The 16,483-nt window shown below is 73.8% G+C and carries 16 protein-coding genes and 1 pseudogene; 9 read left to right on the top strand and 8 right to left on the bottom strand.

Features of this window, described 5'->3' with window-relative positions; all coding sequences use genetic code 11:
* Window positions 1-401, bottom strand: a pseudogene (locus Q7T52_RS01605) (hypothetical protein); the annotation flags it as partial.
* Between the two features lie 165 nt (window positions 402-566).
* Between Q7T52_RS01605 and Q7T52_RS01600 the strand changes: the two are divergent.
* The gene (locus Q7T52_RS01600) at window positions 567-1,733 is read left to right on the top strand and encodes an NAD(P)/FAD-dependent oxidoreductase (RefSeq protein ID WP_304798964.1); all 1,167 of its coding nucleotides are present in this window, start codon (window positions 567-569) and stop codon (window positions 1,731-1,733) included.
* A 3-nt stretch (window positions 1,734-1,736) separates the two neighbouring features.
* Here the strand turns inward: Q7T52_RS01600 and Q7T52_RS01595 are convergent, their stop codons facing one another.
* Entirely contained in the window at window positions 1,737-2,708 is a 972-nt protein-coding gene (locus tag Q7T52_RS01595) for a YihY/virulence factor BrkB family protein (protein WP_304798962.1), read from the bottom strand.
* Window positions 2,709-2,736: 28 nt separating this feature from the next.
* Complete coding sequence (locus Q7T52_RS01590; protein ID WP_304798960.1) at window positions 2,737-4,317, bottom strand: long-chain-fatty-acid--CoA ligase; 1,581 nt, start codon at window positions 4,315-4,317, stop codon at window positions 2,737-2,739.
* A 114-nt stretch (window positions 4,318-4,431) separates the two neighbouring features.
* Here Q7T52_RS01590 and Q7T52_RS01585 point away from each other — a divergent pair, with 114 nt between their 5' ends.
* Window positions 4,432-5,838, top strand: coding sequence for a S1C family serine protease (locus tag Q7T52_RS01585; protein WP_304798958.1), 1,407 nt, complete (start codon window positions 4,432-4,434; stop codon window positions 5,836-5,838).
* A gap of 19 nt (window positions 5,839-5,857) precedes the next feature.
* Here the strand turns inward: Q7T52_RS01585 and Q7T52_RS01580 are convergent, their stop codons facing one another.
* Window positions 5,858-6,895: a GNAT family N-acetyltransferase gene (locus Q7T52_RS01580; RefSeq protein ID WP_304798956.1), complete on the bottom strand. Its 1,038-nt coding sequence runs from the start codon at window positions 6,893-6,895 to the stop codon at window positions 5,858-5,860.
* Window positions 6,892-8,607, bottom strand: coding sequence for an ABC-F family ATP-binding cassette domain-containing protein (locus Q7T52_RS01575; protein ID WP_304798954.1), 1,716 nt, complete (start codon window positions 8,605-8,607; stop codon window positions 6,892-6,894). Before Q7T52_RS01575 ends, Q7T52_RS01580 begins: the two co-directional genes overlap by 4 nt.
* A 109-nt stretch (window positions 8,608-8,716) precedes the next feature.
* Between Q7T52_RS01575 and Q7T52_RS01570 the strand changes: the two genes are divergently transcribed.
* From Q7T52_RS01570 to Q7T52_RS01550, 5 genes are read left to right on the top strand one after another with little or no spacing between them, the layout of a single operon-like run.
* Window positions 8,717-9,007, top strand: a complete 291-nt coding sequence (locus Q7T52_RS01570; RefSeq protein ID WP_304798952.1) for a hypothetical protein — start codon at window positions 8,717-8,719, stop codon at window positions 9,005-9,007.
* The gene (locus tag Q7T52_RS01565) at window positions 9,007-9,912 is read left to right on the top strand and encodes an FAD:protein FMN transferase (RefSeq protein ID WP_304798950.1); all 906 of its coding nucleotides are present in this window, start codon (window positions 9,007-9,009) and stop codon (window positions 9,910-9,912) included. Before Q7T52_RS01570 ends, Q7T52_RS01565 begins: the two co-directional genes overlap by 1 nt.
* Entirely contained in the window at window positions 9,909-10,478 is a 570-nt protein-coding gene (locus tag Q7T52_RS01560; protein WP_304798948.1) for a ferric reductase-like transmembrane domain-containing protein, read from the top strand. The genes Q7T52_RS01565 and Q7T52_RS01560 overlap by 4 nt, the downstream gene beginning before the upstream one ends.
* A complete protein-coding gene (locus tag Q7T52_RS01555) occupies window positions 10,475-11,557 on the top strand; it encodes an NADH-ubiquinone oxidoreductase-F iron-sulfur binding region domain-containing protein (RefSeq protein WP_304798946.1) in 1,083 nt (360 codons plus the stop codon). Before Q7T52_RS01560 ends, Q7T52_RS01555 begins: the two co-directional genes overlap by 4 nt.
* A complete protein-coding gene (locus tag Q7T52_RS01550) occupies window positions 11,554-11,832 on the top strand; it encodes a ferredoxin (protein ID WP_304798944.1) in 279 nt (92 codons plus the stop codon). Before Q7T52_RS01555 ends, Q7T52_RS01550 begins: the two co-directional genes overlap by 4 nt.
* On the opposite strand, the gene Q7T52_RS01545 is transcribed toward Q7T52_RS01550, so the two are convergent.
* The 3 genes from Q7T52_RS01545 to Q7T52_RS01535 all read right to left on the bottom strand — a co-directional run bounded on the left by Q7T52_RS01545 (window position 11,744) and on the right by Q7T52_RS01535 (window position 14,663).
* Window positions 11,744-12,613: a DUF559 domain-containing protein gene (locus tag Q7T52_RS01545; RefSeq protein WP_304798942.1), complete on the bottom strand. Its 870-nt coding sequence runs from the start codon at window positions 12,611-12,613 to the stop codon at window positions 11,744-11,746. The two genes, Q7T52_RS01550 and Q7T52_RS01545, sit on opposite strands and share 89 nt — an antisense overlap.
* A gap of 132 nt (window positions 12,614-12,745) precedes the next feature.
* A complete protein-coding gene (locus Q7T52_RS01540; RefSeq protein WP_304798940.1) occupies window positions 12,746-14,167 on the bottom strand; it encodes a hypothetical protein in 1,422 nt (473 codons plus the stop codon).
* Window positions 14,160-14,663 (bottom strand): SigE family RNA polymerase sigma factor, encoded by a 504-nt coding sequence (locus Q7T52_RS01535; protein ID WP_304798938.1) that lies wholly within the window; start codon window positions 14,661-14,663, stop codon window positions 14,160-14,162. The genes Q7T52_RS01540 and Q7T52_RS01535 overlap by 8 nt, the downstream gene beginning before the upstream one ends.
* Before the next feature lie 104 nt (window positions 14,664-14,767).
* Here Q7T52_RS01535 and Q7T52_RS01530 point away from each other — a divergent pair, with 104 nt between their 5' ends.
* On the top strand, window positions 14,768-15,619 hold the full coding sequence (locus Q7T52_RS01530; protein ID WP_304798936.1) for an endonuclease/exonuclease/phosphatase family protein: 852 nt from the start codon (window positions 14,768-14,770) through the stop codon (window positions 15,617-15,619).
* 14 nt (window positions 15,620-15,633) lie between these two features.
* Window positions 15,634-16,483 (top strand): phosphotransferase (locus Q7T52_RS01525; RefSeq protein ID WP_304798934.1); only part of this gene is annotated, 850 nt, incomplete at its 3' end.

The raw sequence follows: 16,483 nt of genomic DNA, 5'->3' as shown, positions 1-16,483 counted from the left end.
AGTGGCCGGGTCTGGTCGGCGACGCGGAAGGCGAGCCACACGGGGATCTCGAGCCTGACCACGCGGGCGTAGATCCGCGGCAACCTGTAGCGCAGCTCCAACGCCTTGCCCAGGTAGGCCAAGCCACTGTCGGAGGAGCGGCCAATCGACAGGGCAAGGTCGAGGGCGGCGTACTCAGCGACCACGGGTGCCCCGACACCGGCGAGCTGCAGAGGTGGTTCGTCGTTCCAGTCGTGAAGCTCAGCGGCCTCGGTGTCGCCAGCGGTGTGAGCGGCGGCCCAGTCGAGGACGGCACTGAGCTTGTTGACCTCGTCGCGACTGATGTCGAGACAGGCACCTCGGACCGACTCGAGCAGCGGGTCGCTGCTCGAGGTGCGGGTGATCCGGTGGGTGCTGGGCATGGTCTGATTCTAGAGGCGACCACCGACAATTCGATGGTGCGTTCGAGGCGGCCATCGTGTCGGCCTGGGTGGGTCGGCTGCGGGGGTCTCGACGCGTAGAGACTTCATCCCCGCGGCTCGGCCACCGTGACGCGGGGTGGATCGGGTGCGTGTGAGGATCGCCGGGTGCGGATCGGGATCGTGGGGCTCGGGATGGGTGGGGCGACCCTGGCGTGCCTGCTCGCCGACGACGGTCACGACGTGACGGTGGTCGAGCAGGCGGAGGACCCGAGCCCGGTGGGGGCCGGGATCTGGCTGCAGGCGCTGGGTCAGCAGGTGCTGGAGCGGCTCGACCTCCTCCAGCCGTTGCGCGCGGCGTCACGGACGGTGGAGCGGGTCGAGATCGTGACGGCCGACGGGCGGTCGCTGGTCGACCTCGGCTACGACGCGCTGCCCGGCTCCACGGCCGCGCTCGGCGTGCACCGCGGCGACCTGTTCGCGCTGCTGCTCCAGCAGGTCCGGCGGCGCGGGGTGCCGCTGCGGCTGGGCGTGCCCGTGACCGGGGTCCGGCCGACCGTCGGCGGGATGACGATCGAGACCGCCGACGGCGACCTGGCGACGTACGACCTGGTGGTCGGCTGCGACGGGAGCCGGTCGCGGGTGCGGTGGAGCATGGGCGTGACCGTCCGCGACCGCGCCTACGACTACGGGGCATTGTGGGCGATCGTCGACGACCCGGCCGAGACGGCGACCGACACCCTGTTCCAGTGCCTGGGCGGCACCAGCACCTACCTGGGGGTCCTGCCAACCGGGTGCGGCCGGACCTCGCTGTTCTGGTCGGTCCGCCAGCGCGACATGGCGGCGACTCTCGCCGCCGGGCTGCCGGCGTGGCGGCAGAGCGCAGCGGCGTACGCCGGACCGCACGCCGACCTGCTCGACCGGGTCGAGGTGCTGCTGCCGGCGACCTACCGCGACGTGGTGGTGCGGACGCCGTACCGGCTCGGAGCCGTCCTCGTCGGCGACAGCGCCCACGCCATGAGCCCCCAGCTCGGCACGGGCACGTCGCTTGCACTGGCCGACGCGTGGACCCTCGCCCACACGCTGCGGACCGAGCGCGACCTGGAGAGCGCCCTGGCGGCGTATGCGCGACACCGGGCCGCGCACCTGCGGTGGTACCAGTGGACGACGCGGATGATGATGCCGGTCTTCCAGAGCGACCTGGCGCCGCTCGCGTGGCCGCGCGACGCGCTCGCGCCCCTGGTCACCCGCCTCCCCGGCGTACCCGGACTGCTGGTCGGCACGCTGTGCGGCGACCGGACGACGCCGTGGACGACCTGGCGGCTGCCGGGCTGAGGTTCAGCCCTCGACGACCTCCTCGTGCGGACGGCCGGGGTCGGGGTCGGCCGGGGCGGGCTGGTGGGCCCGGAGCGCCTCGAGCTGGGCGCACACCGCCACGCCGAGGAACAGGGCGATCGCCGACATCAGGCTCCACAGCAGGAGTGCGACGATGCCGGCCAGCGGACCGTAGGTGCTGCCGAACGACCCGCTCACGTTGACGTAGAGCGCGAGCCCGGCGGCGGCCGTCATGCTCAGCGCCACCGCGACGACGGCGCCGAGCGCCAGCCAGGACAGCGCCGGCTGCCGGCGCCGCGGCGCGTGGTCGAGCAGCACCGCGATGGTCGTGACGAGCAGGAGCAGCCCGGCCGGCCACCGCAGGACCTGCCAGGTGGTGTGGGCGCCGTCGGACCAGCCGTACTCGCTGACCATCGCGTCCCCGAACGCGCCGCCCGCGACCAGCAGGAAGAACCCGACGCCGACGGGCACGGCGAGGACCGCCGTGAGCACCGCGGCCCGGCCGTACTTGGCGAGGGCCGGCCGGTCGCGGCGGATGCCGTAGATGCGGTTGCTGCCCCGCTCGACCTGCGCCATGGCGGTGGCCATCGACACCAGCGCGAGCAGCAGCCCGATCACCAGCGCCACCTCGCCGGCCTGCTCAGAGCCACCCGAGACGGCGCCGGCCAGCGCGTCCTCGCCGTCACCGCCCGGCGACACGGCGTCGACGGTGAGCGCGACGACCCGCGACCAGCGGTCGTCGTCGACGTCGGCGGCCAGCCCGGTGGCGGCGAGCAGGAACGGCACGACGCCCAGGCAGGTCTGCAGGGCGAGGGCCCGGCTGTTGGTGAAGCCGTCGCCGTAGCGGAAGCGGACGAACGCGCCGACGAGCACGGCGCGGAGCCCGTGGTGGCGCACCAGGTGCCAGGCGTCCTCGGCGTCGAGCTCCTCGCCGTCCATCTCGGTGGTGACGGGGACCAGGCGGGCGGTGGTCATCGAGGAATCATGGCGTGCGCCGCCCCGGTCAGTTCACCTGGCGTCCGCGACCCTCCCAGTAGGGCGTGCGCAGGTCGCGCTTGAGGATCTTGCCGGTGGGGTTGCGCGGCAGCGGGCCGGTGATGTCGACCGACCGCGGGCACTTGAACGAGGCGAGGTGCTCGCGGCAGAACCCGATCAGCTCGGCCTCGGTGGCCTCCGCCCCCTCGTGCAGCGACACGACCGCCTTGACCGTCTCGCCCCAGGTGTCGTCGGGGACGCCGATGATCGCGACCTCCATGACCGCCGGGTGCTCCGCGAGGACCCGCTCGACCTCGGGCGAGTAGATGTTCTCGCCGCCGCTGATGATCATGTCCTTGAGCCGGTCCTCGACGTAGACGAAGCCGTCGGCGTCGACCTTGCCGAGGTCACCGGTGCGGAACCAGCCGTCGTCGGTGACGGCCTCGGCGGTGGCCTCGGGCTTGCCGAGGTAGCCCTGGAAGCGCTGCGGCGTCCGCAGCCAGATCTCCCCGTGCTCGCCAGTGCCGAGGTCCTCCCCCGTGCCGGGGTCGACGATCCGGACCTCCACCTCGGGGATCGGCTTGCCGGCCGAGACCAGGCGCTCCGGGTGACCGTCGGCCACGGCGTTGCGGTGGTCGTCGGAGCCGAGCTGGGTGACGACGCCGGCGACCTCGGTCAGGCCGTAGACCTGGAGGAAGTCGGTGTCGGGCCACGCCGCCATCGCGGCCCGTAGCAGCGGCGGCGGCATCGGCGCGGCGCCGTAGGTGTAGGTCTTGAGCGCCCCGAACAGCTTGATGGCGTCAGGGCCGGTCTGCAGCACCTGCGCGAGCACCGCCGGCACGAGGAAGGTGCGGTTGGCGCCGGCCAGGATCGCGCCCGCGAGCGAGGCCCCGTCGGGGTCGCGGGTCATCACGCTCGGGACGCCGTCGTTGATCGGGAAGAGCACGTAGGACGACCCGCCGACGTGGAACAGCGGCATGGCCACCATGCACTTGTCGCCCGGCTCGAACGACCAGCCGTCGTGGGCGTTGCGCGTGTGGCTGAGCATGTTGCGGTGCGACAGCATCACGCCCTTGGGGCGTCCGGTCGTGCCGGAGGAGTACATCACCAGGCAGGTGTCGTCGGGGCTGACGTCGTCCTGGCGACCGACGGGCGTGGCCGCCGCGAGCCACGCCTCGTAGTCGTCGCCGTCACCGCCGTCGGGCGTGACCTCGATGACCTTCTCCACCATCGACAGACGGTCGCGGATCTTATCGATGGTCGGCATCAGCTCGCTGCCGACGAACAGCACCCGGGCCCCGCAGTCGTTGAGCGCGTAGTCGACCTCGTCGCCCGCCGAGCGCCAGTTGACGATCGCGTGGGCCGCGCCGAGCGAGGAGGTCGCCATGGTGGTCTCGACGCAGGCGGGGTGGTTCTTGTCGAGGAACGCCACGACGTCACCACGACCGATGCCGAGCGCCCGCAGCCCGCCCGCGTTGCGGCGTACGCGGTCGTCCCACTCCCGCCAGCTGAACGTGCGGGAGAGGTAGGTGATCGCGTCGGCGTCCGGGGTCTCGGCCGCCCAGTGAGCGAGGCGGTCGTCGAGGTAGTGCGGCTCGGGTGCGCTCATGAAGCCATTGTGGCGAACCGCGTGTGAGCCAGGCCACAGTGTCCACGCGGGTTCTTCTCGCTCGCCCAGCGCTGTCTCAGCCGAGCCACAGGGTTGCGGACCAGTCTCGACACCATGAACGACACGCCCTCCTCGCCGCCGCCCTTCCCGCCGCACCAGCCCCACCAGCCGAACCAGGCCGACCAGCCGGACCAGCCGGGGTTCCAGGACTTCCGGGGCACCCCGCCGCCGCCCCCGGCCTACCCGCCGTCCTTCGAGTACCAGACCCAGGTCCTCCCCCAGCAGCCGCGACCGGTGGCCACGGCCGTCCCCCCGCGCCGGGGACGCAAGGGCTTCGCCGCGGGCGTGCTCGCCGCGACCCTGCTCGTCGGCGGTGGCGCCGGTCTCGGCGGAGCGGCGGCGTACGACGCCCTCGACGGTGACGACGCAGCCGGCCAGGCCTCGTCGTCCGGCCTCGCCAGCCCCGTGGTCGCCCGCAGCGACGACGACCCGGCCGCCGACGGGAGCGTCGAGCAGGTCGCTGCGGCCGTGCTGCCCTCCGTCGTCAAGCTCGACGTCAGCGGCGGCGAGGGCGCCGGATCGGGCTCCGGCATCATCCTCAGCTCCGACGGCCTCATCCTCACCAACACCCCCGTGGCCGAGGTCGCCGGCGACGGCGGCTCGATCACCGCGTCGTTCTCCGACGGCAGCCACGCCAAGGCCACGATCGTCGGCACCGACCCGCTCACCGACACCGCGGTCATCCAGGCCGAGGGCGTCAGCGGCCTGACCCCCGCCACCATCGGCCAGTCCGACGCGGTCGACGTCGGCGAGGAGGTCGTCGCGATCGGCTCGCCGTTCGGCCTCGACGCGACCGTCACCTCCGGCATCGTCAGTGCCCTCAACCGCCCGGTCGGGGTCGGCTCCGACGACCAGGGCAACGCCACGGTCTATCCCGCGATCCAGACCGACGCCGCTATCAACCCCGGCAACAGCGGCGGCCCGCTCGTCGACCTCGAGGGCCACGTCATCGGCATCAACTCCTCGATCCAGTCGACGTCCGACGGCTCCGGCGAGTCCGGCTCCATCGGCCTCGGCTTCGCGATCCCGATCGACGAGGTGCTGCCCGTCATCGAGCAGATGAAGAACGGCGACACCCCCACCCACGCCCGGATCGGCGTCTCCGTCCAGGACGTCGCCGCCACCGGCGGCGCGCTCGTCGTCGACGGCGCCCAGATCTCCCAGGTCGGCGACGACTCCGCCGCCGGCCAGGCCGGGCTCCAGGACGGCGACGTGATCACCAAGGTCGACGACACCCTCATCACCGGCTCCGACTCGCTGGTCGCGACCGTGCGGTCCTACCGGCCCGGTGACGACGTGAAGATCACCTACGAGCGCGACGGCAAGGAAGACACCGTCACGCTCACCCTCGACTCCGACGCGGACCCGACCGCCTCGGTCACGCTCGTAAAGCGGGGCCCCGCCCGAGACCGGGGCCCCGCGTCTGGGAGGGCGCACCCGACGGCCACCGGTCCCACCTGACCGGTGGCCGTTGGGATTTTCAGAGTGTCTTCTGGAACTCGCCCATCCGGGAGACCGGACGGAAGCCCAGCCGCTCGTTGACGCCGATCATGTGGCTGTTGACCTCGGCGTTCCAGGTGGCGACCCGGACGGCGTCGGGTCGCTCGCGCTGGAGGAGCCGGTGGTTGGCGACCTTGACCGCGAGGCCGAGGCGGTGGCCACGGTGGTCGCGGTGCACGAGGGTGCCCCACTGGAAGGCGGTCGTGGACGCGCTGCTCTGCACGAGCATCGAGTAGGCGACGACGGTGCCCGACGCGTCGAGCGCGACGGAGTGGTAGGCGGTCCGGTCCTGCCGGGCGATGCTCTCCTCCTGCTCGCGCAGGCGCGCCACGTCGGCCTTGACCGCCTCGTGCTCGAGCTCGCCCATCGGGGCCTCGGTCATCAGGCTGCCGTCGAGCTCGGCCCAGGTGGGGGCGAGCTCGTCGGGAACCGCACCGACCCAGGAGCGCAGCGCATAGCCGTCGTGGTGGGTCGCGGCCTCGGCCGCGAGCGGGTCGAGCAGCGCCTCGTCGACGGGCAGGTCGAGCCAGCGCTGCACGTCGCTCAGACCCAGGTCGAAGCCGGCGGACTCGGCGAAGGTGACGTCGCGCGAGCCGCCGCCGTCGTGGCCCGAGGTGCCCTGCTCGTAGCGCCAGCGGACCTCGGTGACGAGCCGGGTACGCCCCTCGGCGGCCACGGCCTCCTCGACGTGGTCGAGGAGCGCGCGCCCGTGGCCGCGCCCCTGGTGGGCCGGCGCCACGGCGACCTCGACGAAGGCGGAGGTGAGGTTCTCGAGCTGGGGCAGGCCTGCGGCGCCGACCGCGACGACCTCGCCGTCGACGGACCCGACGAAGCCGATCCGGCGTATGTCGGAGGTCGGGTTCTGCCACTGAGCGCGCAGCTCGTCGTAGGTGAAGGCCTGGGCGGCCTCGCCGACCGCGTGGTCGAGCGCGGCGGCATAGGCGGCGTACCAGGGCACGAAAAGGCCCTCGTCGTGCACGTCGAGCGTACTGGTCTCGAGCTGGCTCGGCTGGCTCATCGGCTGCGGACCACGCGTCCCTCGTCCCAGACCGGACCGTCGGACTCGTAGACCTCGCCGTCGGAGCCGTAGACGAGGAACCGGTCGAAGCCGCGGGCGAACCACCGGTCGTGGGTCACCGCGAGGACCGTGCCGTCGAAGGCGTCGAGGCCCTCCTCGAGCGCCTCGGCGGACTGGACGTCGAGGTTGTCGGTGGGCTCGTCGAGCAGCAGCAATGTGGCGCCGCTGAGCTCGAGGAGCAGGATCTGGAACCGCGCCTGCTGGCCACCGCTGAGCGACTCGAAGCGCTGCTCCGCCTGGGCGCTGAGCTCGTAGCGGTCGAGCACCCGGCTGGCCTGCTCGCGGCCCATGCCGGTGCGGCCCGCGCCGGCGGTGCCGCCCTCGCCGCGGTGGAGGATCTCGACCAGCGTGCGGCCGACGAGCTCGGGGTGGTCGTGGGTCTGCACGAACCACCCGGGTCGCACGCGCGCACCGAGCTTGGCCTGGCCGCGGTGCTCGACGGGCTTGATGACGACGTCGCCGACGGGCTGGTGCTCGACGTCGGGGTCGCTGCCGCCGATGGCGAGCAGGCGCAGGAAGTGGGACTTGCCGGAGCCGTTGGAGCCGAGGACGGCGACGCGCTCGCCGTACCAGACCTCGAGGTCGAAGGGCTTCATCAGTCCGGTCAGCTCCAGGTCGGTGCAGACGACGGCACGCTTGCCGGTGCGGCCGCCCTGGAGCCGCATCGAGACCTGCTGCTCGCGCGGCTGCTCGGTCGGCGGGCCGGCCTCCTCGAACTTGCGCAGCCGCGTCTGCGCGGCGCGGTACTGGCTCGACATCCCGTCGTTGTACTCCGACTTGATCTTGAGCCGCAGCACGAGCGCCTTGATCTTGGCGTGCTCCTCGTCCCAGCGCTTGCGCATCTCCTCGAACCGGGCGAAGCGGTCCTTGCGCGCCTGGTGATAGCTGGTGAAGCCGCCGACGTGGGTCCAGACCAGGTTGCCGCCACCGCCGGCGCCGAGCTCGACGGTGACGACGCGGGTCGCGGTGTTGTCGAGCAGCTCGCGGTCGTGGCTGATGAACAGGATCGTCTTGTCGGAGGTGCTGATCTTCTGCTCGAGCCAGATCTTGCCGGGCACGTCGAGGTAGTTGTCGGGCTCGTCGAGCAGGAGGACCTCGTCGGGGCCGGCGAGCAGGTACTCCAGCACGAGCCGCTTCTGCTCGCCCCCGCTGAGGGTCCTCAGCTCGCGGTACTTGGTGCGGTCGTAGGGCACGCCGAGGGCCTTGATCGAGCAGACGTCCCAGGTGACCTCGAGGTCGTAGCCGCCGGCGTCGCCGTAGTCGTGGAGCGCCTCGGCGTAGCGCATCTGGGTCTTCTCGTCGTCGGTCTCCATCAGCGCCAGCTCGCAGGCGTCGACCTTGGCCGTCGCCTCGCGGATCCGCGGCGGGCTGACCGACAGCAGCAGGTCGGCCACCGTCGGCTCGTTGCCATCGGCGCCAAGGCCGGCCTTGACGTCCTGGCGCATCACGCCGAGGCCGCCGGTGCGGGTGACCGCGCCGGCGTGCGGGACGAGGTCGCCGGTCACGATCCGCAGCAGCGTCGTCTTGCCGGCGCCGTTGGCCCCGACCAGCGCGACCTTGGCTCCCTCGCCGACGCGGAACGACACGTCGTCGAGCAGCACCCGCCCGTCGGGCAGCTCGTACCTGACCCCGCTCACGTCCACATGTCCCACGAGAAGCCATTGTCCGCTACCCGCTCGCCCGGGCGCACGTCGAATACGTCCCAGGTCCGTCCCGGCCGCCCCACAGACGGGTCACAGGGCTCGGGACCAGGGTCGTGACATGCAGACACACTCCCCCGATGCCCAGGTACGCCGGGTGGCCCGGTGGCGCCGCTCCCTCGTCGCCGGCGCGCTCACCGCGTCGCTCGGCGTCGTCGGACTGATCGGCGTCCAGGTCGCCGCCGACGCGGCGGACGACACCACGCCGGCGTCGGTCGTCTCGACCACGACGTCCGACACGTCGACCCCGTCGTCGGACCAGTCGTCGGACCAGTCGTCGAGCCGGTCGTCGGACTCCGGCGTCTCGTCGGGCTCGTCCGGGTCGAGCGACGCCACCTCGAGCGGGTCCTGATGCGCGCCGCGCACGAGTGGTCGCTCTGGTCGACCCGCGCCCGGGTCTGCGTGAGCGAGCCCCGGCTGCTCGACGAGGCGGTCGCGCGCACCCGCCTCGTGCTCGCCGAGGTTGACGACGCGGCCAACCGGTTCCGTCACGACTCCGAGATCAGCCGGCTCGGCGCCGGCACGACGCGTGTCTCGCCCATGCTCGCCGACCTGCTCCGGGTCGCGCTGCTCGCCGCCGAGACCACCGGCGGCGCGGTCGACCCGACCGTCGGTCGCGCCATGGTCGACCTCGGCTACGACCGGACGACCACGTCGATCGAGGACGCCGGGCGCCTCCCGCGGGCGACGCTGCCGGTCCCGGGCTGGCGCTCCCTGCGACTGGACGGCGACCGGCTGATGATCCCGGACGGCGTACGCCTCGACCTGGGCGCGACCGCCAAGGCCGCCGCCGCGGACCGGTCCGCCTCCCGGGCCGCGGAGGCGCTCGGCTGTGGCGTCCTCGTCAGCCTGGGCGGCGACATCGCGACCGCCGGCCCGGAGCCGATCGGCGGGTGGCAGGTACGGGTCACCGACCACCTCGACGACCCGGACGCGCACGTGACGCTGTCCGACGGCTGGGCGCTGGCGACGTCGAGCACCGTGCGCCGTACCTGGCGGCGCGCCGGCCGGACCTGGCACCACATCGTCGACCCGGCGACCGGCCGGTCGGCAGCCACCGACTGGCGCACCGTCAGCGTCGCCGCACCGACCTGCGTCGAGGCCAACGCGGCCGCGACCGCGGTGGTCGTGCGGGGACGCGGCGGGCTCGCCTGGGTGCGCGACCTCGCCCTCCCGGCCCGCCTGGTCGACGACGCCGGACGCGTCCACCTCGTCGGCGGCTGGCCGCCCGAGGCCGGGTCGGGGAGGGCGGCATGAACCTCGACTCCGCCCTCTGGGCCCTCGGCCGCGGCATCGGTCTCGTCGCCCTGCTGCTGCTCACCGTCTCCCTCGTGCTCGGCGTGCTCGCTCGCTCCGGGCGCCCGGTCGGCCCGATCGGCCGCTTCGGCGTCACCGACCTGCACCGCACCGCCGCGATGACGGCGGTCGGGCTCGTGGCCGTGCACGTGGTCTCGCTGCTCTTCGACTCCTACGCCCAGCTGCGGCTCGTCGACCTGGTGGTGCCGTTCCTCGGCGCCTACCGCCCGCTGTGGCTGGGGCTCGGCACGCTGGCGATCGACGTCCTGCTCGTCGTCACGATCGTGAGCCTGCTGCGCCAGCGGGTCGGGCCACGGGTCTTCCGCGCGGTCCACCTGACGACCTACGCCCTGTGGCCGACGGCTCTCCTGCACTCGCTCGGCACCGGCACGGACGCCGGCTCGCTCGCCATGAACTCGTTCGTGGCGCTGTGCGTCGCCTCCGTCGTCGCCGCGCTGGGCTGGCGGCTCGCGCCGTCGTACGCCGGGCGCGGCCGGGTCCGCGTCGAGCGCAAGGTGGCGGCATGAGCACGACGACGCTGGGTCTGCTCGCTGCTCCGCCGGCCGACCGGCTGCCCGTGCTGTCGCTGCCCGAGCTGGTCGCGGCGGTCGAGGCGGCCGGGCTGACCGGACGCGGGGGCGCCGGCTTCCCGACCACGACCAAGCTGCGTGCCGCCGCCGGCGCCCGCGGGCTGGTCGTCGTCGCCAACGCCATGGAGGGTGAGCCGCTCTCGAGCAAGGACGCCGTTCTGCTGGCCCGGGCGCCGCACCTCGTCCTCGAGGGTCTGGCTCTGGTGAGCGCTGCTCTCGGCGCCACGCGACGCGTGGTCGGAGCCGGGTCGCACCTGCCGGTCGCGGCGCTCCGACCGGTGGCGTCGGCGTACGACGTCGAGGTGGTCGTCGTGCCCGGCGGCTTCGTCTCCGGTCAGGAGTCGGCGCTCGTGCGCGGGCTGTCCGGGCTCCCGGCGGTGCCGACCGACCCGCTGGTGCGCGTCACCACGCGCGGGGTCGACGGCCGTCCGACCCTGGTGCTCAACGCCGAGACCCTGGCCTCGGTGGCCATGGCGGTGCGCTTCGGTCCTGCCGCCGCCGCGAGCCGGCTGTTGACCATCAGCGGGGCCGTCGAGGCCCCCGGCGTCGTCGAGGCCCCGCGCACCGCGCTGCTGGGCGACGTCGTCGACCGGGCACGACCGGGTCCGCTGCGCGCCGTGCTGGTGGGTGGCTACCACGGTGGCTGGGTCCCGGCCGGCGCGCTCGGCACGTCGCTCGCCGACCTCGCCGTCGGCGCTGGCGTGCTCCACGTCCTTGGCGCCGGCACCTGCCCCCTCGCAGCGACCGCGCGGATCGCGACCTACCTCGCCGGCGAGACAGCCGGCCAGTGCGGCCCGTGCGTCAACGCCCTGCCCCGCGTGGCCGACACGCTGGCGCGGCTCGCGTCAGGTCCACCCGACCCGCGGCTGCCCGCAGAAGTCGCCCGCCTGTCGGCTCTGGCCGCCGGTCGCGGCGCCTGCGCCCACCCCGACGGGACGGTGCGGATGGTCCTCAGCGCGATGCAGGTCTTCGCCGACGACGTCGCGGCGCACCTGGAGGGGCGGTGCACGGCATGACCGGACCCGCACGGCTGCACCTGGACTGGACCCGGTGCGACGGCCACGGCTCCTGCGCCGAGCTGCTCCCGGAGCTGCTCGTCGCCGACGAGTGGGGCTACCCGGTCGCGCGCGCCGGAGAGCGCGACCCGGTCGTCCCGGCCGGGCTCGAGGCTCGTGCCCGGCACGCCGCCCGGTCCTGCCCGCTCATGGCGTTGCGGCTGTTGCCACCGGCCCGAGGTCGTCCAGCACCGCCCGAACGTACGGCGCCGCTGTCATCACCTGCTCCCAGGTGAACCGCAGCACGCGGTAGCCCGCCACCGCGAGGGCGGTGTGCCGTACGCAGTCGCGGCCGTGTGCCCGGTGGTCACCGTGGAACGACCACGAGTCGGCCTCGATGACGATGCGGCGGCCTACGTCGACGAGGTCGGGCTCGAAGGTCATGGTGCGCGTCGCGATCGGCACCTGGGGCTCGACGTCGAGCACCCCCGACTCGATCACGATGGCTCGGAGGACCGACTCGAACGGGTTCGCCGCGCGAGCGTCGGCGTACCTCGCCACCTTGCGGGCCTGGGCCGACCCCGGCCCGCGGAGGTCGCGCGTGGCTTCCTCGAGCTGGTCAGCGGTGATCGCGCCGTGGCGCAGGGCCGAGTCGGCGACCGTCAAGGCCTCGTCGAACGCGAGCTTCCGCGCGCAGTCGACCACGGTCCGCAGCGCGGTCGTGACGCCGTTCGCCACCTCGTCGTCAGCCAGGTCGGCCCAGGTGACCTGGCACCGAGCCTGGTCCTCACGGCTCACCTTGCGGTTGCGCGGAACCGTCACCCAGGTCTGCTGGGGAACGTGCTTGAGCTCCCACCCGTGCTGCTGAGCGGCGCTGAGGTGGCTGAGCACGGCGACGAGCTCGCCAGCGGTACGACGCTGTCCGCGCACTCCCACCAGCCCGTACCGGGACCGCGCGAGCTGCTCGACCTCGCCGCGCTCGAGCGCGCCGCGCAGCCGCCGGCGCGACGTCATCGCAAGCACCTCGCTCGTGCCGCCCACGCCTCCGAGCCGGGTCAGCGCCGCCACCGCGTCCATGTCGTCAGCGTGCCGCGGATCGCCAGACGACGTCCGGAGTTATCCACAGGGGCCCGTCAGACGTGCAATGGGCCCGGGAGCCGACGTCCAGGGGGCTTCCGACGGGCTATTGCACGTCTGACGGGCCCTCAGTCACCACCCGCGGACCTGCCCTGCCACCACCTGGGCGAGGGCTTGGGTGGGGGCGTTGACGGTGACGATGCGGTTGCGGCACAGGCTCGCGACCCAGCTCGCGCCCTCCCGGCGAGCGGGCCGACGCAGCGCCGCGCAGCGAGGGACGCCGTTCGCCACGCTGACGGACACCCGCGGGTCTGCCGGCACCTCGGCGGTCACGCCGGCGTCGAGGTCGAGCGTCCGCCAGGACGCGACGTCCGGGGGCTCCTCGCCAGCTGGGCCGGCCGAGGCCAGGATCCGTCGGGCGGTGTCCGGGTCCGTGCCGCTGACGAAGACGTACGCCGCCCCGATGCTGACGTAGCCGCCGTCGGCCCCGATCTCGCCCAGCTTCGTCGCGATGTCGATGTCGACGTCGGTGACGGCGTGCACCTGCGGCCCTCCGTCGTCGCAGCCGGTCCCCGCGGGAGCCAGCGTCACGCCCTCGCGCTCGCAGGAGGCTGCGGGCACGGGGCCCCAGCCCACCGGCACGTCAACCGCGAGGCCGTCGAGGAGCGCGACCCGCTGCCACGTGTCGGGGCGGGCCGAGCCGGCGACGACCTGCGCGAGGGCCAGGGTGGGGGCGGTGACGCGGACGGTCGGGCCGTCCTCCGGCGTGGTGGCGTAGAGCCAGCGGCCGTCCGCGACCTCTCGGCCGTCGGCGTACCGGGCGTCGCCGGTGACGTCGTCGCGGACGTCCACCTCGACGGCACCGGTCGGGAGGTCGGGCAGGGGGTAGGTGAGACCCCCCTCGGCCACGACGTCGGTCCACGGCGCCGCCAGGTCGGAGACCTCGTCGCCCTCCTCGCGCGCCGACCCCAGGATCCGCAGCGCCAGCTGGCGGTCGTCGGTCGAGACGCTCACGTCCGCGGCGGCCAGCTCGACGTGCCCCAGCCACGCGGAGGAACCGGCGCCGCCGCGGTAGTCCGAGGCCGGGTGCAGACCGGGGCCGAAGACGTAGTCGAGGTTGCCGCTGTCGACGGCGAAGCCCACCGTCTCGGACTCGTCGCAGGGGTCGTCGCGACCGGGAGCGCCCCACTCGAAGAACCCGGGGCACTCCGCGTTCTCGGGGTAGGCGACCCAGTCCGGCGGCACGTCGACCAGGAGCGTGCCGGGCTCGAGGTCGTTGCGAAAGGGCTCGTAGTCGAAGGACACGGTCTGCCACCCGTCGTCGGTGACCCCCACGACGCTGCGGTCAGTGGCGTCGTCGCGACCCGCGACCACCCCGACGATCCCGAGCGGTACGACGACCGCGACCACCGCCAGCGCCGCGCCGACGGACAGCCGACGACGACGGCGGGAGCGGGTCCGGCGCCGGGCGCCGTCGGCGAGGCCGACCGCGCCCACGACGTCCTCGCTGCCCGCGACCAGCGCCGACCGCAACCGGTCCTCGAAGTCACCCATCGTGGTCCTCCTCCTCGAGCTCACCGAGCTCGGCCCTCAGGGCGGCCAGCCCACGTGAGACCCGCGAGCGCACGGACCCCTCGCGGACGCCGGTGAGGGCGGCGATCTCGGCGTACTCCAGCTGTTCGTAGAAGCGCAGGACCACCGCCGTGCGATGGATCTCGGGCAGCGCTCGGCAGGCCAGCCAGATCCGGCGGCGGTCGTCGGGCTCGGGTCCGGCGCGGTCCGGGGCCACCGTGTCGGCGACCTGGGCGACCGGTGTCACCCGGCGCCGCCACGCCCGCCAGCGCGACGTGTGGGCGTTGACCACCATCCGGCGCACGTAGGCGTCGACGTCCTCGACGGCGCTGATCCGCGCCCAGCGCGGCAGCGCGCGGGACAGCGCCTCCTGGACGACGTCCTCGGCCTCGCGCGGGTCGCCGGTCAGCGTGCAGGCGAGCCGCAGCAGGGCCGGGCCGCGAGCCGCGACCCAGTCGTCGAACGTCGGGTCACCCACCCTCTGCTCCGCCCGCTCGGTCCGCACGGCCACCGTCTTCACGCATCTTCAACGCCGCGACCCCCGATCGTGTTGCGAACCCGCCGGTCGGGTAGGAATCCCGCATGGCCCGCACCCGCGCCCTGCTCGCCACCGCGGCGCTCGTGCTGACCGCGGGTCTCGCGGCGTGCAGCGGCGACGACGCCCCGGCGCCGGGCGACCCGACGGTCACCGCGCGCGCCAAGCCGCGTCCGCCCGCGCGGCCGGCTCGGCTCGTGCGCGAGGGCCCGCCGGTGGAGGTGCGGGTGCTGCAGTACAACATCCAGTTCGCCGACGCCGGGATCGACGGGGTCGTCGACGACATCCGGGCGGCCGACGCCGACATCGTGCTCCTCAACGAGATCGACGACCGCCGCAGCACCGGCGGGCTCCTGCAGCCGCGCTACCTGGCCAGGAAGCTCGGCATGAACGTCGCCTTCGACCCCAACGGCACGGTCCGACACGGAGTGCGCGGCAACGCGGTGCTCACGTCGTTCGACATCGCCTACGTGCGCCGGTTCGACCTGCCGACCCCCGACGGCACCGAGAAGCGGGGGCTGATGGACGTCGTGGTCCGCCAGGGCGACGTGCAGCTCGACGTGTGGACGACGCACCTCAACCCCGACGTCGGGACCCTCGCCCAGGCCCGTCGCGTGCGCACCATCATCGGCGAGCCCGCCTGCACGACCGTCCTCGCCGGCGACCTCAACGTGAAGCCCTACCGCAACCCGCCGACGCTGCTGCGCGAGCACCTGGGCGACGTGTGGCGCTACGTCGGCGACGGGGCCGGCGGTACCAACCGTGCCGGCAACCGGCGCATCGACTACATGTACTTCGCCCGGGCCGAGCCGGTCTCGGCCGAGGTCCGACCGCGCGGCAGCTCCGACCACCGCGGCCTCCTCGGCACTTTCTCGGTCGACCCGGACGACAACTGCTGACAGCCTGTCCCCTCGTGGACGCCGAGGAGCGCTGGACCGACCCCGTGTGGCTCGCCGGCGCGCACGCCTGGATCGACGCCCGGCTGGCCGACCTCGGACGGCCGCGCACCGGTGAGATCGAGCAACCGCACGTCCGCACCTGGGGCACCGTGATGCGGGTGCCGACCGCCGACGGGACCGTCTGGTTCAAGGCACCGGAGGACGCGCTGCGCCACGAGGCCGCGGTGCACGCCGTCGTGGCCGCCCGCCGACCCGACCGGGTCCCGCCGCTCCTCGCCGTCGACGCCAGCCAGGGCTGGATGCTGTCGGCCGACGCCGGGCGCCGGCTGCGCGAGGTGGTCGAGGAGGAGCGCAGCCTCGCGCGCTGGCACGACGTCCTCGGCGCCTGCGCCGAGATCCAGCTGGCCTGCGAGCCCGACGTGCCGGCCCTCCTCGCGGCCGGCGTGCCGCACCGCCCGCTCGCCACGCTGGCCGCCGACTACGCCGCGTTCGTGGCGAGGGTCGAGGTCGAGCCACGTTTCCGCGACGCCGCCGGCACCGTCGCCGAGATGGCGACGCGGCTGGCGTCGTACGGGATCACCGAGACGGTCCAGCACGACGACCTGCACGACGGCCAGGTCTTCGTGCCGCCCGCCCGCTCGTCGGCGGCGCCGCACCTGATCCTCGACTGGGGCGACGCGTGCGTCACGCACCCGTTCTTCACGCTCTCGGTGACGCTGCTCGGGGTCGTCTCGTTCGGTGTCGACGACGTCACCGGCTCCGAGGACACCGCGCCCTTCCGCGACTCCTACCTGGCGCCGTACGCCGCGGCCCAAGGCGCCACGGTCGCCGACCTCCGCGAGCCCGCCGACCTCGCGGCCCGGC

Origin of the sequence: Nocardioides sp., from assembly GCF_030655615.1 — a bacterium.
Classification (GTDB): Bacteria; Actinomycetota; Actinomycetes; order Propionibacteriales; family Nocardioidaceae; genus Nocardioides.
The sequence above is the reverse complement of the archived record's forward strand: the minus strand, read 5'-3'. Positions and strand labels throughout refer to the sequence as shown.